The sequence below is a fragment of the Prevotella heparinolytica genome (assembly GCF_002998535.1).
GTDB classification, from domain to species: Bacteria; Bacteroidota; Bacteroidia; order Bacteroidales; family Bacteroidaceae; genus Bacteroides; species Bacteroides heparinolyticus.
Window position 1 is genome coordinate 1,317,905 of the sequence record NZ_CP027234.1, and the last position, 21,764, is coordinate 1,339,668.

A 21,764-nucleotide genomic window follows, 5' to 3' on the forward strand; every position below is an offset into this window, starting at 1 on the left:
TTTATCGGACGGCTTCGCGGATGCGCACCAATTTCGTCAGTAGGTCTTCCAGTAAATCCAGTTTCAACATATTGGCGCCGTCGCTTTTCGCCACGGCAGGGTTTTCGTGCGTCTCGATGAACAGACCGTCTGCGCCTACGGCAATACCGGCTTTGGCCACCGTTTCTATGAGTTGCGGCATGCCCCCCGTCACTCCGCTGGTTTGGTTGGGTTGTTGCAGAGAGTGCGTCACATCCAGAATCACGGGAAAGCCGAATGTTTGCATTTCGGGAATTCCCCGGTAGTCGATTACCAAATCCTGATAACCGAACGTGGTTCCCCGTTCCGTAAGCATGACGTTCTTATTGCCGGCTTCCACTACCTTGTCTGCTGCAAAGCGCATGGCAAGCGGGGAGAGGAACTGCCCTTTCTTGATGTTGACGGTCTTGCCCGTTCGGGCTGCGGCTACCAGCAAATCTGTCTGTCGGCAGAGGAAAGCCGGAATTTGCAGGATATCTACATATTCGGCGGCCATCGCGGCTTCATCGGCCGCATGGATATCCGTAACGGTGGGCACTCCGAAAGTTTCATGTATCTTTTTCAGTATTTTCAGTGCCTTTTCATCACCGATACCCATGAAGGAGTCCGGACGGGAACGATTGGCTTTGCGGTACGAACCTTTGAATACGTATGGGATTTGCAGCTTTTCGGTGATAGCCGTGATACGTTCGGCAATTCGCATCGCCATCTCTTCTCCTTCGATGACGCAAGGGCCTGCCAGAAGAAAGAAATTGCCGGCAGGATTGTTTTTCAGTTCAATCATATCTTTTATTTTAATATTATATGTCTCTTTGTTAATTCGCTCTCGGTTTCTTCTGAGGTTCGTCTCTACTCCGGGGCAACTCCGTACCAACGCCTTCCTTCCTTTGTCTTTTCTTCGTATTTTCTTCGATCTCTATATGCGAAGCAGATAAGAACTTGATAAGAACTTGGTACGAACTTGATACGAACTTGATACGAAGTAACTGCTTTATCAACGATAGGCCTCTTCTGCTTTTCCGTTTTTCTGAAAAGTCTGGTTTTAGTCGGGAATTATCAGAGTGACGGCCTCGTGTAAGATACCGATGTCCAACGGGAAGTGGCGGTCCAGAATACGTCCGTCCAAATCGACGGATGCGTTTTGTGCCCGCAACACCTTTACTTTCTGGGTGCGGTAGGGCATAACTACCTTATGGTTGAGAATCCGGCCTTGGATAAGCATCCATAGTCCCGACCAAAGTTGCAGCAGTTCCGGACGGTGAATGACGGAGACGTCCAGCCAGCCATTATAGGGCACTGCGCTTGGCGCTTGTCCGTAGCCCCATGCACTGCCTATGCAGACAGTCATGATGCGTCCGCGTATATGTTCGCCGTTTATTTTGAGATGCATCCGGTACAGCTTACGTTCGAAGATAATGGAAAGCAGTGCCATGAAATAGGAGAGGACCTTGACGCCCCAGAAACGTTTGCATTGGTCGGTGATTTTCACGATGCGGGCACCCAGCCCTATGTTGATGGCATTGAGGAAATAGCGGGTCAGATGCTTTTCGCCATCGTAGTAATGGCAGGTTCCTACATCAATCTTCCGGCGTCGGTTGTTGATGATGCAATCCACGGCTTTTTTGTAGTCCTGGCTCATCTCCCAATAGTCGGCAAAGTCGTTGCCTATGCCGTTGGGGATGATGCCGATGGCAATGTCTTTCTTATCGGGGGCATTGGAAAACATGATACCGTTGATGACATCGTTCAATGCACCGTCACCTCCTACTACAACGATGGTACGGTAGCCGTTGTTGGCAAGAAATCTTGCCAGACGTTCTACCGAGCCGAATCCTTCGGACTGCAGGTAGTCGTAAGCCACGCCTTTGGAGTCCATGTATTCTTTGATTTCTTTCCATCGTTTCTGCACTTTTCGTGTCCCGGCTTTGGGATTGTATATCACTCCCCATTTTTCAGGTTCCGTACTCATAGAATTGTTCCTTTCAGTAGGTTCTAACATTTTCTTTTCACATCAGCGTTGCAGTCTTTTCGCCAAAGATACTAAATCTCTTTGAGTTTTGCTTTTACAAAGGCTATCTTTTCTTCCATCGGGCATCGGGCATTTATCCAATGAATGGTGAATCCGCGCCGTTCCATACCTCGAAACCATGTCATCTGCCGTTTGGCAAATTGATGAATGGCTATCTCCAACTGATGGAACATTTCATCGTAATTCAGCTTGCCGATTATGTAAAGCGTCAAGTATTTATATTCCAGACCGTAATAGATAAGGTCTTCCGGCCGGATGCCTTGTTCTATCAGTTGCTTCACCTCGTCTATCATTCCTTCTGCCAGCCGTTGACGCAGGCGATGCGTTATTTTTTCCCGACGTAGTTCCCGGTCGATATCCACTCCGATAATGAGACTGTTCAGGGCAGGGAACGGACGCTCTTCTATGGGAGTGTGGGCATAGAACTCTTCTATCTCGATGGCGCGTATGGCACGTTTGGCGGTATCCACATCTGTGGTGTTGTGCAGATTTTTGTAGCCTCTCAGTATCTTGGTCAGTTCTTCCAATGATTTGCCGGCCAGACGGTTGCGCAGTTCCTGATTTTCCGGCACGGGCAATAGTCGATAGCCTTTCAATACGGATTCGAGATACATTCCGGTTCCTCCGCACACAATGGGCAGGCATCCTTTTTGCCGAATGGTTTCGTAAGCATTGAGAAAGTCGCGTTGATACTCGAAAACATTGTATTTGTAGCCCGGATTGGCAATATCAATAAGATGATATGGAACCTGTTTCTCGTTTACAATGTAGTCAGCAAGGTCTTTTCCGGTGCCAAGATCCATGCTTCGGTAAACTTGTCGTGAGTCAGCACTGATAATTTCCGTATGAAGTTCGGCGGCCAATGTCGCGGCAAACAGGGTCTTCCCTGAGGCTGTGGGACCCAATATGGCGATTAAATCATAGTGAGGCATGGTATGATTATTGTTAATCCAATCACAAAGATAAGGTAAAATCGTGAGTTATTCCATCATTTTTATTTGAATTTATGGTCTGGAGTATCGCTTTCTAAAGGAAGAAGAGGGGAGAGGAATAAGTGGGGCTTTCTTCTGAAAAGGTATGATGAAGTTCTTTCTTTGCCTTCTTAAGTATTCTTTTTTTGTATCTGAACGTTTTTAGAGGTTACGAAGATTGAAATGAGTGCTACCTTTTTTTATACTTATTAGAAAAGGATGGGAGTTAGAGAAATATATGACTCCCATCCTTTCACTTCCATTTAAGGGTGTTCCCAATTAGTTTCTTTTATCCATTAGAAAATAATTCCCATTGGATGTTTTACACTTACGCTGTTGTGATTTCTACTACCAGATGAAATAATTAAAGAAGTAGAATGCTGCCGCCCATCTCCTGTCTGCTTTGGTATAGCCGATGGTTTGATTACTTGCATTGGCAACTCTGCCGTTACTGATTTTTCCGATGAGTTGGTTGTTCTTGTTTCTGACAGAACCATCCTCTCCTATTTTTCCGATAAACTGGTTGTTTTTATTGTAATATGAACCATTGCTGAATTTACCGATCATAGAATTGGTCTTAGAGAAAATCCGACCGTCGCTGCCTATTCTTCCTATTTTCTGATTATTTTTGTTGAAAACATCCAATGAACCATTGATATGGCCGATGTGTTGGTTACTGCCATTGTAGAACTTTTCTACATTGCCAGAGTTGCTTGTGATAGACGTTTGGCGTGTGGGCTGTGTGGTAGAAGCTCGACGTGCAGCTTGTTCGGCTTGTTGTTTTCGTTCTGTTTCTTTCTGCTCGGCCTGCCTCTTCTGTTCCGCCAAATAAGCTTCTCGTTCTTTAATAATGACATTGTCATCTTTCATTTTCCAAGTCTGCTTGTATTCACTGCGCATTGAGGCATAAAGAGACTGCAATTGCTTATAAAGTTGTTGGTATCGGGCATCTTTTGCGGATATGTCACCTTTATATAATCTCATTTCTCTGGTAGCATTGGCTTGAGCCAAGTAGTATTCTTTGCTGTTCGCACCTGCCGAAGGTGCGTTTACCTTATCTATGTAGAACTGGAGGACGTCACAGGTGCTGCTTTGCTTTGTCTCCTCGGAGGATGTATCGTAGGCGGGCATACCTTTGTAGATTAGTTCGTTTGCTTCATTCATAACCTTCTCATTTTCGGTCAACCAATCTTGCATCTGCTGCTTGTCGGTTCTTTCATTAGCTCCCAGCAAGCTAAATAGTTTGGCGGTCTGATAGCAGTGCAGGCATGCCAGATGTTCCATGTCTTTTTCGGCTATGGCTGTTTTTATTTGCTTCAGCCCATAGGCTAAATTAGCAAAGAGTTCCTCTGGTTCGGATTGTTCGTTAAAATCAGATTGTCGGGCAATAGAGTACATTCTTTGTTCGTGTACCTTGTCTGAGACTTTCTTTTCGGTATCATTGACTTCTTTGACAATTTGGGCTGTCGCAGCTTTTTTTACTCTTTCTTTCAGTGCCCGAAACTGTGCATTCGCAGCAAAAGAAGCCGAGAATAGCAATACTGCTACAGTGTATAGGATTTTAAACCATTTTGTTTTCATAGCTTTTCTTATTTAGTTAAAGTTCATATTAATTTCAAGGCCTTTTTTGTGATAAATAGAAAACAGGTTAATTCGTTTTAGTTTTCATTATTATCAATGTGATTATCCTCCTTCGCTCTTCTTTCTGATATTGAAAGATGGAAAAATCTTCTCAGAAAATTTTCCTTTGTAGAGTTTAAAGGTCAATGATTATCAGATACTTTTAGTTGTATGCAAAAATAAGAAAAAAATAAATATAACGGACAATGTTTTTCGTTTTTTATTACTTACCTCTATCTGTTCATTTTTAGACGGCTGTAGATTTGTCAAGTAAGCTATCTTTTGATTTACTAGGATTGGTAATATCAAGCGGATCCGAAAATTTGGTTGTCTGTTTACACCTCTTTCCGATTTATGCTACTAGAAGTGTAGGTTTAACTTGTAAGTAAGTGAACAAAATTAGTTTATATAACCCGTTGGCGGAATTAATTTAGTGCATGGTTAATTCTGCCGATAGGTAAAATTAATAATAATAATACAGGACTCATTTCTGAATCTTGTATTCCGATTTTCAGCACGATTACATGCTTTATAATTTTATGAAACACCTTAAGCTACGATAATAGCCCCAAGAGGGACTTTGTAACAAAATTTCCGAACCATGCCGTTTTTCTTGGCCAACCATCAGGATACAATCTCCTACCCCCCCCCGCCAGAACCCCTTCTGACAAGGGTATGGATCAGTATAGGAGTGAGAAAAGACAACTCTGTTTTCTTTCTCAAAAGGAAAAGAACAAAGACTTTTTTGTAAAGATATTCTCCTATTCCTTTATCAACACATCATCAGGAATTAGGGGGGCAATCAGTTTGTTCAATTGCTTCATTTATTTATCGTAAGATGTGCGTCATCGACCAGGCATTGGAAGAACTGCTCAGTCAAGGCAAGTTTAATGACGAGCACATAGACCGTGCAGTTGAATCCATTGTGTTTGCCGAAATTAGGGAGCAGCAACGCAAAGAGGAAGAGGAACTGCGATTGAAGAAACAAGAAGCTGAGGAATCGCGGAAGAAAGACGTGCGAACCTTCCTCACCGACTTTATTGCCGGAATCAAAGAGGGTTCCATAAAGCATAATGGCAATACATATAGTGCTAATACCTGCAAAGTGTGGGATTCGTTCAAACTGATATTAGAGCGATTCTACAAGAAGCACCCGTTCACATGGGAGACCATCGACCAACGATTGGTTGATAAGTTCCTTTTTATGTTGGAGAAAGAGGAATATATGCCCAAAAGCATCAACAAGTATCTTGTTTGTTTCCGTGCAATGGTTGGCTATGCCCATAAAGCCCGCTTGCACGACAATGTGGTTGCCGAAAAATGTTTCTCAAAGATTCGTGTGCATGAGAGTGACAAGGCAAAGGAAATTTATCTGAACAACGATGAATTGCAAGCCTTGTATGAAATGCCATTGGACGGTTTGGAAGCCCAAGTGCGCGATTTGTTCCTTGTTGGTTGCTATACTTGTCAGCGTTACAGCGACTACTCTGCATTGAGTGCAAATAATTTCACCACAACATCAAGAGGAACAAAGGTTGTTCGCCTCATACAAAAGAAAACCAATACCCCTGTTGTTGTTCCTATCATGAACGACAACCTATTGCGTATTGCTGAACGCTACAATTTCAAGATACCCTCTATTACAGATGTTATCCTCAACCGTTATATAAAGGCACTAGTGGGCACTTTAAATTAAACATCGTTCTTTGAAATCTTTGATAATCGCATAGTTATGTATCTTTTTGTAGCGTGACGATTTGAATTGAAAAGTTGTTTTAGCTTTGTCCAAAAGCTCAAAACAATGAATCAAGGCAAATATATCTTCGCTCAACTTACAGATTTTCTTCCCCGTCGTGTCTTTGACCGTTTGGTAGAGAAGTATTCCGGGAATAAGAAAATCAGAACATTCACCTGTTGGAATCAGATGCTGTGCATGATCTTCGGACAACTGACCGCCCGAGACAGTATGCGTGACCTTATGCTCAGCCTTGAGGCACACAAGAACAAGTATTATCACTTGGGATTCGGTCCAACAGTTAGCCGTACCAATCTGGGGAAAGCAAACCGGAATAGAGATTATCGTATCTACGAAGAATTTGCTTATACCCTGATTGCGGAAGCCCGTAATAGCTACAACAAAAATGACTTCGAGGTGAAAGTTGACGGTAATGTTTATGCCTTTGATTCCTCCACCATAGACCTTTGTCTGAATGTTTTTTGGTGGGCGGAATTTAAGAAACACAAAGGAGGCATCAAACTTCATACCTTGTATGATGTAAAGACTTCCATACCGACAATCGTACTGGTAACCAATGCTAAAGTACATGACGTAAACATGCTGGATGAGTTGAGTTATGAAAAGGGAAGTTTCTATATCATGGATAAAGGATATGTTGACTTCACCCGTTTGCATAAGCTTCACACCAGTGGTGCTTACTTCGTTACACGTGCAAAAGATAATATGAGATTCCGTAGAATGTATTCCCGTGAAGTCGATAAAACAACCGGAATAAAATGTGATCAGATTGGAATGCTTGAAACGTATAAATCGCTCAAAGCATATCCGGACAAACTCCGGCGGGTTAAATACTACGATGAAGAACTGGACAGAGAATTTGTGTTCATCACCAACAACATGGAACTATCAGCAGAGGAAATTGCTTTGCTATACAAGAACCGTTGGCAGGTGGAACTATTTTTCAAATGGATAAAGCAACACCTGAAAGTAAAATCTTTTTGGGGCACCACGATGAATGCAGTCAAGATACAAGTGTACTGTGCCATCATAACATACTGTCTGGTTGCCATTGTCGCTTACAGATTGAAAGTTAACCGTCCAATCTACGAAATTCTACAAATTTTGAGCTTTTCTCTACTGGATAAAACGTCTGTAAGAGAGATACTTACCGATTGCGATTACAAAAATGTCAAAGAACTAAATTATAAACAATTGAAAATCAGATGGGATTAAGTGCCCAGCAGTGATACGTCATATATAAACATTGTTGAAAATAAAATGTATTTTTGTAAATCAACGATTGTGGTTATGAAAGAAAAGAATGCAGTTCGGATACAACATTATCATTCTCCTTGTGGCGAATTAATGATAGGCTCATTCGAAGAAAAGCTATGCCTTTGCGATTGGGTGGCAGCAAAGCATCGAGACAGAGTTGACAAACGACTGAAAAGGCTCTTACAAGCTGATTATAAAGAAGAAATGTCAGAAGTGCTTCAAAAAGCTTGTAGACAGTTGGATGAGTACTTCAATGGGAAACGAACCGCATTCGATATCCCTCTACTTCCTATTGGCACGGAGTTTCAGAAAAGAGTATGGCTGGAGCTTCAGAAGATTCCCTATGGGACGACTGTTTCTTACGGAGCACTTGCCGAACTGTTGGGCGAACCAAAATCAGTGCGCGCTGTAGCCAACGCCAATGGAGCGAATGCCATTTCCATCTTTATACCTTGCCATCGTATCATCGGCAACAACCATTCGCTTACCGGATATGCCGGTGGGCTGGAAGCAAAACGCTGGTTACTGAACAGGGAAACTCTTTAGATGTTTATCATTCGTATTCAAGTCATTTCTTATAATCTGCAATAAAACCTTCCATCATCCACTTTGCCAACGCTTGACGATTGGAATTGATTATGAAACGCCGTTGATCGAAAGCATTCTGAATGTTGCCAAGCTCCACAAATACGGAAACAGGTGAAGCATTCAGCATTACGTAAAGATTCCGTCCGCTAACCGTGCCGCGAAAACCGCGATTAGGCTGATGTTTTCCGTATTTCGATTCAAAAGTATTCTTCATGGCAGTGGCCAGCCTCTTCCCAGAAACGCTTTTAGGGGCATGATAGAAGAATACATCTGTTTGCGCCCCTTTGCTGCGACTATCTACATGCAGGAAAATGGCACGGCAATATTTATATTTTTTACGGTCCTTACGATAAAGTGCATTAATAGCATCGCAGCGCTGCCGTAAGCGGGCCACCTGATTCAAGGGAATGGTAGCTCCCATACATGTTTCCCGTTTGCTGTTGCTAAGGTATCTATCATCGCGGATACCATCCTTAGCATCTTGGATAATGATGCGCACTTCTGCTCCTTCTTCCATCAGATTGCGTGCCAACCGCAAGGCAACATCATAGGCGTATTCGTCTTCATGAAGCTCCACATTGCCTATCTTTCCAATAGCACCGGGGTCAGGGCCTCCATGCCCGCCCACTACATAAAAACAAGCACCTTGCAAACGCTTTCCACTAATGCGCACATCGGCAAACGCTTTCCCGAAGAGCGGTTCGCGAACAAATCCTTTCCGCTTACCGGCTGCTTGCCGAGAAGACTGCTCAGAAACGTCCATGTCTTCTTCTGGCGTTTCTTGCAAAACAAAATCTTTCACAGCTTTCTCTTCAAACAGTGTATCTTCTAATGCTTCATCTTTCAAAACGATGTCCTTCGCAGAATCTTGTTTAGAAACAATTGTCCGCTTGTCTTTCATTCCATTACTTCCGCTCACCACACTCTTCTTCACCGAGGAATTTTTTCTTTCGTTCTTCAATGGAGGCAACACATATCTCACCCCTAATTGCAATTCTTCTTTCCCATTCAGACGCTTCTTATTCAATTCAAGAAAAACTTTATAGTACATCCTTCCCGGACGATTGTTGCGTTTAAGAAAAGAAGAGATGCCTTCACCGTTTCTCGGAGTATCGGTTGTTTGTTGAGCCTGAAAGGAAATAGATGTAAATACAAATAACAAAAGGAGCAATATTCTAACCATTTTCACTGCATTTTTTCTTTATGAAAGGCAAAAATACATTATTTTCCTTACTTTTGCGACGACTTACAACGTTAATTGACAATAAAACTTTATACTGAAGCATTATGGCAAAGCAATTCAAACCGGAAACACTATGCGTACAAGCCGGCTGGACACCTAAAAAGGGAGAGCCTCGTGTACTCCCTATCTACCAAAGCACCACTTTTAAATATGAAACCAGCGAACAAATGGCACGTCTGTTCGACCTCGAAGACAGCGGTTATTTCTACACCCGCCTGCAAAACCCTACGAACGATGCCGTTGCTGCCAAGATAGCTGCTCTTGAAGGCGGTGTCGCTGCCATGCTCACCTCCAGCGGACAGGCTGCCAACTTCTACGCCGTGTTCAATATCTGCGAAGCCGGCGACCATTTGGTATGTTCTTCCTGTATCTACGGAGGAACATACAATCTCTTCGGTGTTACGATGAAGAAACTGGGCATCGAGGTAACTTTCGTCAATCCCGACGCTTCGGAAGAGGAGCTCTCAGCAGCTTTTCGCCCCAATACCAAAGCACTGTTCGGTGAAGTCATTTCCAACCCTACGCTGGAAGTGCTTGACATCGAAAAATTTGCCCGCATTGCTCACAGCCACGGTGTCCCCCTGATTGTAGACAATACTTTCCCTACTCCCATCAACTGCCGTCCTTTTGAATGGGGAGCCGATATCGTAACCCACTCCACCACCAAATACATGGACGGACATGCAACTTCCGTAGGCGGTGTCATTGTAGACAGCGGCAATTTCGACTGGGAAGCACATGCCGACAAGTTCCCCGGCTTATGTACTCCGGATGATTCTTACCACGGACTGACTTATACAAAAAGTTTCGGTAAGATGGCCTACATCACCAAAGCTACCGCCCAACTGATGCGCGACCTCGGCAGTATCCAGTCTCCGCAAAACGCATTTCTGCTGAACCTCGGTTTGGAAACTCTGCATCTGCGCGTGCCGCAACATTGTAAAAACGCACAGGCTGTAGCCGAGTATCTCTCCAAAAACGACAAAGTGGCATGGGTGAATTACAGTGGTCTGCCGGAAGATAAATACCACACATTGGCACAAAAATATCTCCCCAACGGATCATGTGGTGTTGTCACTTTCGGACTGAAAGGAGGGCGTGAAGTGGCAACTAAATTTATGGACTCATTGCAATTGGTAGCCATCGTCACCCACGTAGCCGATGCCCGCACATGTGTGCTACACCCTGCCAGCCATACACACCGCCAGCTCACAGACGAACAACTGATAGCGGCCGGCGTGCGTCCCGATTTGATTCGTCTTTCCGTAGGTATAGAAAATGTAGACGATATCATAGCCGACATCGAGCAGGCACTGAAATAAGAATCGAAAGCAAAGACACGAAGACACAGGGATTTTGTTTAGAAACCGGTTTTGAATATAAACAAGCTCATATTTATACAAGAAAAAATCTTCGTGCCTTTGTGTTTCTATGGCCAGCCAGAACTTTGTAATAGAAAATAACATTTTACTTGCATCAGACTACTATTTTAAAACTTTTATCCCTACATTTGCAGCCAATTTATAACCAATTTATATTTTACCATGGCTAAGATAACCAAAGAAGCTGCTTTGCTTTATCATTCGCAAGGCAAACCGGGTAAGATTGAAGTAGTACCCACCAAATCTCATAGTACACAAACCGACCTTTCGCTCGCTTATTCTCCGGGCGTGGCAGAACCTTGTCTTGAAATTGAGAAAAATCCGCAAGATGCGTATAAATATACAGCGAAAGGCAATCTGGTAGCCGTTATTTCCAATGGTACTGCCGTGCTGGGTTTGGGCGATATTGGTGCTCTCAGCGGCAAGCCCGTAATGGAAGGAAAAGGTTTGTTATTCAAAATCTATGCAGGCATTGATGTCTTCGACATAGAAGTGAACGAAAAAGATCCCGACAAATTTATCGAAGCTGTCAAAGCAATCGCACCCACATTCGGAGGTATCAATTTGGAAGATATCAAAGCACCCGAATGCTTTGAGATTGAACGCCGATTAAAAGAAGAACTGGATATCCCCGTAATGCACGACGACCAGCACGGCACAGCCATCATCTCCAGCGCAGGACTGTTGAATGCCCTTGAGGTAGCGGGTAAAAAGATTGAGGATGTGAAAATTGTGGTGAATGGTGCAGGTGCTTCAGCCACTTCATGTACCAAACTATATGAGGCACTCGGTGCACGTCGTGAAAATATCCTGATGCTGGATAGCAAAGGAGTTATCACCAGCGACCGTGAGAACCTGACCGAACAAAAGCGTTATTTCGCCACCGACCGCCGCGATGTACACACATTGGCTGAAGCAATCAGAGGAGCCGATGTTTTCCTCGGACTCTCAAAAGGCAATGTGTTGACACAAGAGATGGTTCGCAGTATGGCCGACCATCCGATAGTATTTGCCCTTGCCAATCCTGCTCCGGAAATATCCTATGAAGATGCTATGGCAGCACGACCGGACGTACTGATGTCTACCGGCCGTTCCGATTATCCCAACCAGATAAATAATGTAATCGGTTTCCCTTACATCTTTCGAGGCGCCCTCGATACGCAAGCAAAATCCATCAACGAAAAGATGAAAATAGCCGCCGTACACGCTATTGCCAATCTTGCCAAACAGCCTGTACCGGATGTTGTTAACGAAGCATATCATGTAAACAACTTTACCTTCGGCCCCGAATACTTTATTCCGAAACCCGTAGATCCGCGTCTCATCACCGAGGTTTCATGCGCTGTAGCCAAAGCTGCCATAGAAAGCGGAGTGGCCCGCAAGAAGATTGAAGACTGGGATGCCTATAAATTGCAACTGCGTGAGCTGATGGGATATGAAAGCAAACTGACGCGTCAACTCTACGATACCGCCCGTCGTAATCCGCAACGCGTTGTGTTTGCAGAAGGCATCCATCCCAACATGCTGAAAGCAGCTGTCGAGGCAAAAGCCGAAGGAATCTGCCACCCTATTATATTAGGAAATGACGAAGCCATCGAGAAATTAGCAAAAGAGCTTGACCTCAGCCTCGAAGGAATTGAAATCGTGAATTTGCGTCATCCCGATGAAGCACCGCGCCGCGAACGATATGCCCGTATACTTTCTGAAAAACGTGCTCGCGAAGGTGTCACCTACGAAGAAGCCAACGACAAGATGTTCGAACGTAACTATTTCGGCATGATGATGGTGGAAACCGGTGAGGCAGATGCTTTCATTACCGGCCTTTACACCAAATACAGCAATACAATCAAAGTGGCCAAGGAGGTTATCGGCATCCGTCCGGAATTCAAGCATTTCGGAACAATGCACATATTAAATTCCAAGAAAGGGACGTACTTTCTGGCAGACACGTTGATAAACCGCCATCCCGACAAGGAAACGTTGATAGACGTGGCGAAGCTGGCCGAAAGCACCGTACGCTTCTTCAATCATACACCGGTAATTGCCATGTTGAGTTACAGCAACTTCGGAGCAGACACCGAAGGAAGTCCGGTACAAGTGCATGAAGCCGTAGAATATATGCAACAAAACTATCCGAACCTTGCCATTGACGGTGAAATGCAGGTAAACTTCGCCATGAACAGAGAAGTGCGCGATGCCAAATACCCTTTCACCCGCCTGAAAGGCAAAGAGGTGAACACACTCGTATTCCCTAACCTGAGTTCGGCCAATTCCGCTTACAAACTGTTGCAAGCAATGAATACCGAGACAGAACTGATTGGGCCTATCCAGATGGGATTGAACAAACCTGTCCACTTCACCGACTTCGAGAGTTCCGTACGCGATATCGTAAATATCACGGCAGTAGCAGTAATCGACGCCATTGTCTACAAAAAGAAAGCAGGCAAATGAGAAGACCGTTATCTAAATTCCAAATAGTTTGCATCGTGCTGCTTTGGGCGGCGCTTTGTTACATTGTTCTGATATCTGCCGAACGAATTGACGGGCCAATTATCCTGATGCTTGCCATTTCGGCGGCATTAGTCTTCATTCCTGTGATAAAATCTCTAAAAAGAGGATAAATAATATCTTTTTATTCCTTTTTGCGGGATAAAACGACAAAAAAGCTGTTTTATCCCGCATTTTATTTATAAAATGTTTGCCCGTATTATTTTTATATTTACTTTTGCAACCGCAACGATAGATAAAAGAACAAATAGAAATCTGATTTTCATTTTAGGTAACATAATAATAGCAACCAATAAAAGAAGTAGATTATGAATGCAGCTAAGGTATTAGAAGATTTGAAAAGACGGTTCCCCAACGAACCAGAGTATCATCAAGCAGTAGAAGAGGTACTCTCTACCATTGAAGAAGAATACAACAAACATCCGGAGTTTGACAAAGCCAATCTGATTGAGCGTCTTTGCATTCCCGATCGCGTTTATCAATTCCGTGTTACTTGGGTGGATGACAAAGGTAACGTACAAACCAACATGGGCTATCGCGTACAACACAACAATGCCATTGGCCCTTACAAAGGCGGTGTACGTTTTCATGCTTCCGTGAACCTGTCAATCCTGAAATTCCTTGCTTTTGAACAGACTTTCAAGAATTCCTTGACAACCCTGCCCATGGGTGGCGGTAAAGGTGGTTCGGACTTTTCTCCGCGAGGCAAATCGAATGCCGAAGTGATGCGTTTTGTTCAAGCTTTCATGCTGGAACTGTGGCGTCATATCGGCCCCGAAACAGATGTACCTGCCGGCGACATCGGTGTAGGCGGACGTGAAGTAGGTTTTATGTTCGGTATGTACAAGAAGCTGGCCCATGAGTTCACCGGGACTTTCACGGGTAAGGGCCGTGAGTTCGGCGGTTCGCTGATTCGTCCGGAAGCTACGGGCTACGGTAACATCTATTTCCTGATGGAAATGCTGAAAACCAAAGGTACTGACTTAAAAGGCAAAACTTGCCTGATTTCCGGTTCCGGCAACGTGGCTCAATACACTGCCGAGAAAGTATTGGAACTGGGTGGCAAGGTATTGACAATGTCCGACTCCGACGGTTATATATACGACCCGGCAGGCATCGATCGCGAGAAACTGGATTACATCATGGAACTGAAGAACCTCTATCGCGGACGTATCCGCGAATATGCCGAACAATATCCCGGCGTAAAATATGTAGAAGGCGCTCGTCCTTGGGGTGAGAAAGCCGATATCGCCTTGCCTTCTGCAACTCAGAACGAAATCAACGGAGACGATGCCAAGAAACTGATGGCCAATGGCGTGATGGCTGTTTCCGAAGGCGCCAACATGCCTTCTACTCCTGAAGCTATCCGCATATTCCAAGAAGCCAAGATTCTGTATGCTCCGGGTAAGGCTGCCAATGCCGGAGGTGTATCGGTATCCGGCCTTGAAATGACGCAGAACTCCATTAAACTGAGTTGGAGCGCCGAAGAGGTTGACGAGAAGTTGAAGAGCATCATGAAGAATATCCACGAGGCATGCATACAATATGGTACAGAGGCCGACGGCTACGTAAACTACGTGAAAGGAGCCAATGTGGCCGGATTCATGAAGGTGGCGAAGGCAATGATGGCACAAGGCATTTTATAAGGAGACGCAAGGCCATAGTTATTATAAAGAAAGGCGAAGGGGAAATCAACACCTCTCCGCCTTTTGCTTTTTCTCCGGACAATTTCCCGAATTCAGCAAAAGCGAACAATTTATTTCCAAAAAGATACTTTTCAGAGGCATAAAATGCAATTATATTATAAAAATTCAATATCAATATCAAAAAGCAAAAAGAGACGAAAATATTGGATAGCCTTCTCATACAGAGCCTGATAGCCGACTGGCATAGACAGAACACTACCGCACAAAAGTCCGACTCAGGCGTTGCCTGCGCCATCGGATGTTTTTCCTTAACTGCTTTTTTCGTAACTTTGCAGCCGGTTTTACATTCTCTTTGAAAGTAAAAGCGGCACTGATAACCGTTCTGTAACGACAACAGAGTGCTAACCATACAAACAGAATTAGTACAATAGGTAATTAAAAGCAGACAATTCCAATCAACTTGCTTGGAATGATTTATTAAATTGAAAAGAAAAAAGGTATTAAGATGAAAAAAACATTATTATCAGCATTTATATGCGCCGTATTGATTGCTTGTGGAAAAGATGATCCCACCGATTTCCCTCAACCGACGCCCGCTCCCACGCCGGAGCAATCCAAAGAATCCGACTCACCCACCGAACAACCTGTTCCGGCAGCAACCGTGACACAGGAGGAGATTGCCGCATATTTCGGTTTTGAAACTTCAAAAGACGTGAACGTTGCATCAACGCTTGTCAAGGCCCGAAAAGAGCCTATGCAAATAAACGGAAAAACCATCAGCCTGACCGAGGCCGAGGTAAAAAGCAAAGACGAATTGGGAGGTTCGTTTGTGTTGCATGTGGTAGGTAAGGTAAACGAAACGCCCTTTGAGAAAGAGTTTACATATAACGGGTTCGTGAAGAAACCCGAAGATTTCCAGATGGCCAACCGTGTACAGGTAAAATGGAAAGATGGTATAAACCATTACGAAATATTCGATTTCGACAGCTTTTACAGATTACACCAAACAAACATGTTCAGTGCCGAGAACCTTGAGCGGATGATGGATTTTCACTCCTCAACCACAGATGGCAGTTATATGTATCCTTTCACTTCGGAAGATATAAAGAAAACTACGATTGAAGAGGTGAAATATGAAGAACGGGGACAGATTTCGTTCTATCTCAAATACAACAATAGCAAGGCAAAAAATCGCATCTCTCTTCCATTCGACAAGAATAAGTATTACGAAGGCAAAATCACGATAAATACGGATTTCGTAGAGAGTAGCTACATGAGAGGTATATATGAGAACCCGGCTCTGTTCAACGGTCGTCTGTTCTCGTACGATGACAAGACGTACGCTGTAGTGATAAACGAAAGCCGAAAAGAGAAAAGCGATGGCGACAACACGCTTACATTGCATTTAAGTCTGCGCGCAAAGAACAACGGCGATGTTCAGCTTGCCGAATTTGACAAGACATTCACAGGATTCAAATCGCTGAAAGAGCTGAAAAGTGAGTTGAAACCTCACTCTACGGCCAATCTGCTTGTTTTTATGAAAGATAGGGTTAAGAAAAACGATAGTGGAGATATAACCAACAAACTTTCCATATCCATAGAAAACTGGATACGCGATGTAGAATTCACCACCCAAAAAGAGCAGGAAGCATTGACATGGGAGAAAAATAAGTGGAGCAAAAACGTACTAAGCGGTCTCCATACTTCCATGAAAGATATATATCTGGACGGAGTGAAATTCGAGCTTATCTCTGCCAAGTTGAATGACGACAATGGACGAAAGACCCTGCATATCACTTTCCGAATGGCGGGAGCCAACGAGTTGGTATTGACGGACGATGCCATTGACTTCAACATGACAATGCACATTCCTTCCTAAGATGGGGAAAGAGGTATCTCATTACAGAGATTGTAAATATTCGATACCACCGCTTTAAAAAAAACGTCCAGCATGAAATAGCGTTTCCTATACGCTATAAATCAGTCCGATATATTTTTAACGTCAGTTCGGGATAAGAAAAAGGTAATAGAAGTTGGTAATCTCGCTTATTCTGGGTTTAAACATCGCTTCAATCTGAGCCGCGACAGCAGGCTCTACAAACTCATCGACGAAGAGGGTGCACGGGGCTACGGCAGCTACCTCTTCATCCTCGAACAGCTTTACAGTCAGGAGTCCGGCAGGCTTTTCATCGGGCAACTGAAACTGATACGGCAGAAAGGGGCCCCGCAGGCTTACCTCGAAAAAATAGTCCGGAACTACGGTTTGTTCGTCATCCAGGACGATATGTTTTCATCGGCCATCGACTATTTGGGCACTTCGTGAAAGAAAGCGGAAGTGTCAAAGAAAAATACTACCGAGAAAGGAGCGGAAGAAGAGGAGGTGATGACGGATAGGATGAAGGTTGCCGAAGAAGCAAGCCCGCTTGTAGAAGAGGACGGGGATTCTCAGGCGACAACTTCTCCTGCCACTGCTTCGGAAGTGTCCGAAGCTTGCGCGGCGACTCCGGACGAACTCGTAGCCGACTGCTTGCCGACTACCTGCCGGCTCGGAGTCGGCAAGCAGTCCGAAAAGAGGCAAAAAGCGAGATAACAAGCAGTCCCTTAGAGAGTTATCACAACAACCTTCCCTCGCGCGCGCGAGAGAAGAAAAGAATAGAGAAGAAGAGAATAGAAAATACCTCCTCCATATAATTCCTCCTCTTAAGGTGGAGGAGGTGGAGAAACGCCACACCGCATGCGCCATAACGTGAGGGCGCAACGGGTGCGAGGTGTGAGATTGCAGACGGTGAAGTGCGGGGTTACGGCAGCTGAAGTGCGGGCTTACGGGTGAGGAAGTGCGGAGTTGCGGACGATGCATCCGGTTTGTTCTCAAAATTGATTTATAACCATAACGTTACTAAAAACAAGCGAGATTACCAACGTCTATTACCTTTTTCTTATCCCGAACTGACGTTATCTTTACTAAAATCTGACCGGATTTTTACTAAAAATTGCTTGAACTTTTAGTAAATCTTCGGGGAATTTCTTTTAAGCGGATATTTTCTGTGTTCAGAAGCCTTCTTTTTGTCAAGAATATTCAACCGAGCCTCTTCCTACATAGCAAAAGGCAACTGTAGAAAAACAGAGAATAACGACCACCGACTTCCGGCCCTCCAAGAAAAAATGCGGTAGATGATTACCGAAAAGAACCTTTTTATCCGTATTTTTGCAAACCGCATACAGCACCCTCACCAATGGGTATGTGCGGCATAAGACAACATTACAGAAACAAATTACAGACAACAATGGAAACAAAGGAAATCCCTGTACTGCTACTGACAGGCTATCTGGGCAGTGGAAAAACCACTTTGGTAAACCATATTCTTTCCAACAAACGCGGCATTAAATTTGCCGTCATCGTGAACGACCTCGGCGAGGTGAACATCGATGCAGAGCTCATACAAAAAGGCGGCATCGTAGGGAAAAAAGACGAAAGCCTCGTCGCGCTCCAAAACGGCTGCATCTGCTGCACGCTGAAGACCGACCTGATAGAACAGATGCAAGAAATCATGAAGATGCAGCGCTTTGACTATATCGTCATCGAGGCCAGCGGCATCTGCGAGCCTGAACCTATCGCCCAAACCATCTGCTCCATTCCCCGCATGGGCGGCGTTTATACCCGATACGGCATCTGTCGCTTGGACTGCATTGTCACCGTGGTAGACGCCCTGCGCCTGCAAAGCGAATTTGCCTGCGGCAACAACCTCACCCGCAAAGGCTTGGAGGAAGAGGACATCGAAAACCTCATCATACAGCAGATAGAATTCTGCAACCTTGTGCTGCTGAACAAAGCTTCGGAAGTGCAACCCGAAGAGCTGAAACGCATCAAGCAGATAGTGCGCACCTTGCAACCCGGCGCCGAAATCATAGAATGCGATTATACAAATATCGAACTGGAAAAAATAATCCATACCCGTCTGTTCGACTTTGAGCGTGTTGCCACCTCGGCAGGATGGGTACGCGAAATAGAACGTCCGGTCAGCGAAGAGGAAGAGAAAGAGGCTCATCGCCACCATCACCATGAAGGAGAATATGGGCATGAGCACGAGGACCATCATCACGATTGCGGAGAGCATTGCCACCATCACCACCATCACTCAGAGGGCGGCGAAGCCGAGGAATACGGCATCAGCACCTTTGTCTACTACCGCCGTCGGGCATTCGACATCCATAAGTTCGACCACTTCATCGCAACCAAATGGAACCGTAACATCATCCGAGCCAAAGGCGTATGCTACTTCAGCCACAACCGCGACATGTCCTATCTCTTTGAGCAAGCCGGCACGCAGAAGCAACTTACGGAGGCCGGGCTATGGTATGCCACAGCCCCCGAAGAGGATTTGATTAAATTGATGCGTCAAGAACCGGGCCTGCTGCGAGACTGGGACGAGAAATACGGAGACCGCATGCAAAAGATTGTCTTCATCGGCCAACATTTGGACAAAGAGCAGTTGACGCGCGACCTTGATGCATGTTTAGATTAAGAGAGATTTATTTCTCCACAAAACGAAACATCTTGAAATAGACCTTACGATCTGCGCCAGAGACATTGACAAGCCTCACCTTCAGCACCTTCAGGCCTGCAACAACAGCCTTCAACTGCGATCTGCTTCCATAGGGTTGCAGTTGCACAGGCTGCCATTCCGCGCCATCAGCAGTCACTTCCAACCGGAAGAGCGAGTCAATGGCTTCCCTGCTGCCCAAGTCGATGAGCAATGAATTAAGGTTGCGGGCATAGTCCATCGAGAGTGTCAGCGAACCGGCGGCCTGCCAGTCTATCACTTCGTTGGACGGAGCAATATTGATAGTTTTTCCTTTTTGCTTCACCGGAAGCGAAGCCAGTTGCACGACGTCGCTTTCCAAAGAGTAGGACGAATAAACAGCCTGCGTATCTAATTGAGCATCGAACAACTTGTTATATCGTGATGTGGCAACTTCAAACAACGCATCGAAAGTCGGCAACAGATGTTTTCCTGCACTTTTCACTCCCACCTGATAAAGGGCATCCGTCTCGCACATCAGTCTTTGCAAGGCTTGGGCATGGACGTGACCTTGAACAAAAGCCTCTTTTTGCGATTGCAGGCGCATCATCTCCAACACCTCTTTTCCATACTCGCCCACTAATCTGAATTGAGTCAGCCAAGGCCTTATCTCGTTTATCAGCGGGCGGTTCTCATTGCCCGAAGCCAGCAACATATCGACAGCAACAATTATTTTGCGGCACTCTTCGGCCACCTCACGGTAAGCCGCATCATCCGTCTGCCCTTTTTCCCGATAATTGTTCAGCAGCGTTGCGAGTGCCGGTTGGATGGCTACGGACTCATCGCGTCTGAAGTTATGCCCGTTCGGCCCTAAATCGGAATTATGGGTGGCAAAGGTTTCCAAGTATTCGGCATGGAGAGGCATCAGGTCTTTAACGGCTCTTCTCCAAGAAGCGTCGCTGTCATAACGACTCATGTTCCAAGTATAGTCGGCCACGCTGTAAAGCGAAATCTTGGAGGCCTCCGCATGCTCCATCGGGTTGGATACGAAAGCGGCAAGCTCATCTTTGATGTCAGTACCGTTTCCATACACCGGACCTAACAGCAGATGGTCTCGCACATAATCCGAAACAGGAAAATTCCACCAGATATAAGCCTTGCGCTTCAGCAACGGATTGATAAAGCCCATCGTCGGTTTGTCTATGGTGGCAACCACCTTATCGCCTGTCCACATGATTTGTATGCCTTCGTTCAGTTTGTCGCCCAATGTAGTGAGATATCCTCCCTCTACTTTCGCCCACGATTTGTTATATTCCGTAGGGCACATAATCAACGGAGCAACGTCTTTCTTGATTTTCACAAAATAATTGTCGATATAATTCAGCAACTCAGCCTGTTTGTCTGCCTTAGTACCTTCACCGGATATGTCGTCGAAGAAAACGGCAAAACCGCGTACACCCAACTGATACATGCTTTCAAATTTCTGTAACAATTGCGAGCGGTCTTCTTCGTTCCAGCGAATGTCTTGTCCCGGATGGATGGCCCAGTAAAAGATGACATTGTTCTCATGCGCTTTTTCCACAAGCATCTTCAACTGTTCCGCTTCGCGGGGAGGATAAGGTTTGCGCCAGTTGGGGGTACTATGGTAAGGGTCGTCCTTAGGTCCATACAGATAAACGTTCATCTTGTTTCTGCCGTAAAATTCGAGCTGGCGCATACGGGCTTCATGACTCCACGGTGTACCGTAAAATCCCTCTACCACACCCCGGTATGGCACATCCGGATAGTCGGTTATTTCAATCAAAGGCAATTTGCCCAAAGCAAGCAGTTGGGAAAGAGTCTGTACACCGTAATACACTCCTCGTTCGTCGGCACCTGCAATAACCATACGGTCTTTAGCTATTTTCAGGAAATAGCCTTCCGGCTTTTGCGGAATCCGGTTCCGGTATTCCCTGACCGCCTTATCTCCTTTCACACCGACAAATATGCGAAAAGAAGCCTTCAATGCCTCCCCCGGCATCAGTCGGCGAAGCAGTGACAAGGCAGATCCACCATACAGCGAATCGGATGCCCATAGTCTGTATTGCGCAGGGATATTTACCGAATCACTTTGAGATACATACTCTTGAGGGGTAGGTTGCAGATGAAAGTCTTGTGCGCGAAGCACGGCTATCGTCAGCAGACCGAAAGTTGCAAATAACAGCAGTTTTTTCTTCATAACAAATG

Annotated in this window: 17 protein-coding genes; 10 read left to right on the forward strand and 7 right to left on the reverse strand. The window is 45.1% G+C overall.

The genetic code is table 11. The features are described from left to right. Window position 1 precedes the first annotated feature (1 nt). The 4 genes from kdsA to C3V43_RS05440 form a co-directional block, all read right to left on the reverse strand. A complete protein-coding gene (gene kdsA, locus C3V43_RS05420; protein ID WP_106068928.1) occupies window positions 2-802 on the reverse strand; it encodes a 3-deoxy-8-phosphooctulonate synthase in 801 nt (266 codons plus the stop codon). A 258-nt stretch (window positions 803-1,060) separates the two neighbouring features. Beyond that, complete coding sequence (locus C3V43_RS05430) at window positions 1,061-1,987, reverse strand: diacylglycerol/lipid kinase family protein (protein WP_106070476.1); 927 nt, start codon at window positions 1,985-1,987, stop codon at window positions 1,061-1,063. Between the two features lie 71 nt (window positions 1,988-2,058). Then, on the reverse strand, window positions 2,059-2,979 hold the full coding sequence (miaA, locus tag C3V43_RS05435) for a tRNA (adenosine(37)-N6)-dimethylallyltransferase MiaA (protein ID WP_106068930.1): 921 nt from the start codon (window positions 2,977-2,979) through the stop codon (window positions 2,059-2,061). A gap of 387 nt (window positions 2,980-3,366) precedes the next feature. After that, window positions 3,367-4,599 carry a 5-fold beta-flower protein gene (locus C3V43_RS05440; protein ID WP_106068931.1) on the reverse strand — a complete coding sequence of 411 codons (1,233 nt, stop codon included), beginning with the start codon at window positions 4,597-4,599 and terminating at the stop codon, window positions 3,367-3,369. An 877-nt stretch (window positions 4,600-5,476) separates the two neighbouring features. Between C3V43_RS05440 and C3V43_RS05445 the strand changes: the two genes are divergently transcribed. The 3 genes from C3V43_RS05445 (at window position 5,477) to C3V43_RS05455 (ending at window position 8,197) form a co-directional block, all read left to right on the forward strand. After that, a complete protein-coding gene (locus C3V43_RS05445; protein ID WP_106068932.1) occupies window positions 5,477-6,334 on the forward strand; it encodes a phage integrase SAM-like domain-containing protein in 858 nt (285 codons plus the stop codon). A gap of 105 nt (window positions 6,335-6,439) precedes the next feature. Beyond that, window positions 6,440-7,609 (forward strand): IS4 family transposase, encoded by a 1,170-nt coding sequence (locus C3V43_RS05450; protein ID WP_106068085.1) that lies wholly within the window; start codon window positions 6,440-6,442, stop codon window positions 7,607-7,609. Window positions 7,610-7,684: 75 nt separating this feature from the next. Beyond that, window positions 7,685-8,197, forward strand: a complete 513-nt coding sequence (locus tag C3V43_RS05455) for a methylated-DNA--[protein]-cysteine S-methyltransferase (RefSeq protein WP_106068933.1) — start codon at window positions 7,685-7,687, stop codon at window positions 8,195-8,197. A 22-nt stretch (window positions 8,198-8,219) separates the two neighbouring features. On the opposite strand, the gene C3V43_RS05460 is transcribed toward C3V43_RS05455, so the two are convergent. Next, entirely contained in the window at window positions 8,220-9,422 is a 1,203-nt protein-coding gene (locus tag C3V43_RS05460; RefSeq protein ID WP_106068934.1) for an N-acetylmuramoyl-L-alanine amidase family protein, read from the reverse strand. A 104-nt stretch (window positions 9,423-9,526) separates the two neighbouring features. On the opposite strand from C3V43_RS05460, the gene C3V43_RS05465 reads away from it, so the two are divergent. The 4 genes from C3V43_RS05465 to C3V43_RS05485 all read left to right on the forward strand — a co-directional run bounded on the left by C3V43_RS05465 (window position 9,527) and on the right by C3V43_RS05485 (window position 16,897). After that, on the forward strand, window positions 9,527-10,804 hold the full coding sequence (locus C3V43_RS05465; RefSeq protein WP_106068935.1) for an O-acetylhomoserine aminocarboxypropyltransferase/cysteine synthase family protein: 1,278 nt from the start codon (window positions 9,527-9,529) through the stop codon (window positions 10,802-10,804). 222 nt (window positions 10,805-11,026) lie between these two features. Continuing rightward, entirely contained in the window at window positions 11,027-13,315 is a 2,289-nt protein-coding gene (locus tag C3V43_RS05470; RefSeq protein WP_106068936.1) for an NADP-dependent malic enzyme, read from the forward strand. Window positions 13,316-13,680: 365 nt separating this feature from the next. After that, a complete protein-coding gene (locus tag C3V43_RS05480; protein WP_106068938.1) occupies window positions 13,681-15,018 on the forward strand; it encodes an NADP-specific glutamate dehydrogenase in 1,338 nt (445 codons plus the stop codon). A 505-nt stretch (window positions 15,019-15,523) separates the two neighbouring features. Next, window positions 15,524-16,897 carry a lipoprotein 17-related variable surface protein gene (locus C3V43_RS05485; RefSeq protein ID WP_106068939.1) on the forward strand — a complete coding sequence of 458 codons (1,374 nt, stop codon included), beginning with the start codon at window positions 15,524-15,526 and terminating at the stop codon, window positions 16,895-16,897. A gap of 123 nt (window positions 16,898-17,020) precedes the next feature. Here the strand turns inward: C3V43_RS05485 and C3V43_RS14895 are convergent, their stop codons facing one another. Then, on the reverse strand, window positions 17,021-17,215 hold the full coding sequence (locus C3V43_RS14895) for a hypothetical protein (RefSeq protein ID WP_234878228.1): 195 nt from the start codon (window positions 17,213-17,215) through the stop codon (window positions 17,021-17,023). Here C3V43_RS14895 and C3V43_RS15095 point away from each other — a divergent pair. The 3 genes from C3V43_RS15095 (at window position 17,123) to C3V43_RS05500 (ending at window position 19,541) form a co-directional block, all read left to right on the forward strand. After that, a complete protein-coding gene (locus C3V43_RS15095) occupies window positions 17,123-17,341 on the forward strand; it encodes a hypothetical protein (protein ID WP_394336166.1) in 219 nt (72 codons plus the stop codon). The genes C3V43_RS14895 and C3V43_RS15095 overlap by 93 nt on opposite strands. Before the next feature lie 12 nt (window positions 17,342-17,353). Continuing rightward, the gene (locus C3V43_RS05495) at window positions 17,354-17,608 is read left to right on the forward strand and encodes a hypothetical protein (RefSeq protein WP_106068940.1); all 255 of its coding nucleotides are present in this window, start codon (window positions 17,354-17,356) and stop codon (window positions 17,606-17,608) included. Between the two features lie 694 nt (window positions 17,609-18,302). Then, window positions 18,303-19,541: a GTP-binding protein gene (locus tag C3V43_RS05500; RefSeq protein ID WP_106068941.1), complete on the forward strand. Its 1,239-nt coding sequence runs from the start codon at window positions 18,303-18,305 to the stop codon at window positions 19,539-19,541. 7 nt (window positions 19,542-19,548) lie between these two features. Here the strand turns inward: C3V43_RS05500 and C3V43_RS05505 are convergent, their stop codons facing one another. Next, window positions 19,549-21,756 (reverse strand): beta-N-acetylglucosaminidase, encoded by a 2,208-nt coding sequence (locus tag C3V43_RS05505; RefSeq protein ID WP_106068942.1) that lies wholly within the window; start codon window positions 21,754-21,756, stop codon window positions 19,549-19,551. Window positions 21,757-21,764: the final 8 nt, after the last annotated feature.

Bases quoted from the DNA above. Each gene is read 5' to 3' on its own strand.
- kdsA (WP_106068928.1), bottom strand. From the start codon at position 802: ATGATTGAACTGAAAAACAATCCTGCCGGCAATTTCTTTCTTCTGGCA.
- C3V43_RS05430 (WP_106070476.1), bottom strand. From the start codon at position 1,987: ATGAGTACGGAACCTGAAAAATGGGGAGTGATATACAATCCCAAAGCC.
- miaA (WP_106068930.1), bottom strand. From the start codon at position 2,979: ATGCCTCACTATGATTTAATCGCCATATTGGGTCCCACAGCCTCAGGG.
- C3V43_RS05440 (WP_106068931.1), bottom strand. From the start codon at position 4,599: ATGAAAACAAAATGGTTTAAAATCCTATACACTGTAGCAGTATTGCTA.
- C3V43_RS05445 (WP_106068932.1), top strand. From the start codon at position 5,477: ATGTGCGTCATCGACCAGGCATTGGAAGAACTGCTCAGTCAAGGCAAG.
- C3V43_RS05450 (WP_106068085.1), top strand. From the start codon at position 6,440: ATGAATCAAGGCAAATATATCTTCGCTCAACTTACAGATTTTCTTCCC.
- C3V43_RS05455 (WP_106068933.1), top strand. From the start codon at position 7,685: ATGAAAGAAAAGAATGCAGTTCGGATACAACATTATCATTCTCCTTGT.
- C3V43_RS05460 (WP_106068934.1), bottom strand. From the start codon at position 9,422: ATGGTTAGAATATTGCTCCTTTTGTTATTTGTATTTACATCTATTTCC.
- C3V43_RS05465 (WP_106068935.1), top strand. From the start codon at position 9,527: ATGGCAAAGCAATTCAAACCGGAAACACTATGCGTACAAGCCGGCTGG.
- C3V43_RS05470 (WP_106068936.1), top strand. From the start codon at position 11,027: ATGGCTAAGATAACCAAAGAAGCTGCTTTGCTTTATCATTCGCAAGGC.
- C3V43_RS05480 (WP_106068938.1), top strand. From the start codon at position 13,681: ATGAATGCAGCTAAGGTATTAGAAGATTTGAAAAGACGGTTCCCCAAC.
- C3V43_RS05485 (WP_106068939.1), top strand. From the start codon at position 15,524: ATGAAAAAAACATTATTATCAGCATTTATATGCGCCGTATTGATTGCT.
- C3V43_RS05500 (WP_106068941.1), top strand. From the start codon at position 18,303: ATGGAAACAAAGGAAATCCCTGTACTGCTACTGACAGGCTATCTGGGC.
- C3V43_RS05505 (WP_106068942.1), bottom strand. From the start codon at position 21,756: ATGAAGAAAAAACTGCTGTTATTTGCAACTTTCGGTCTGCTGACGATA.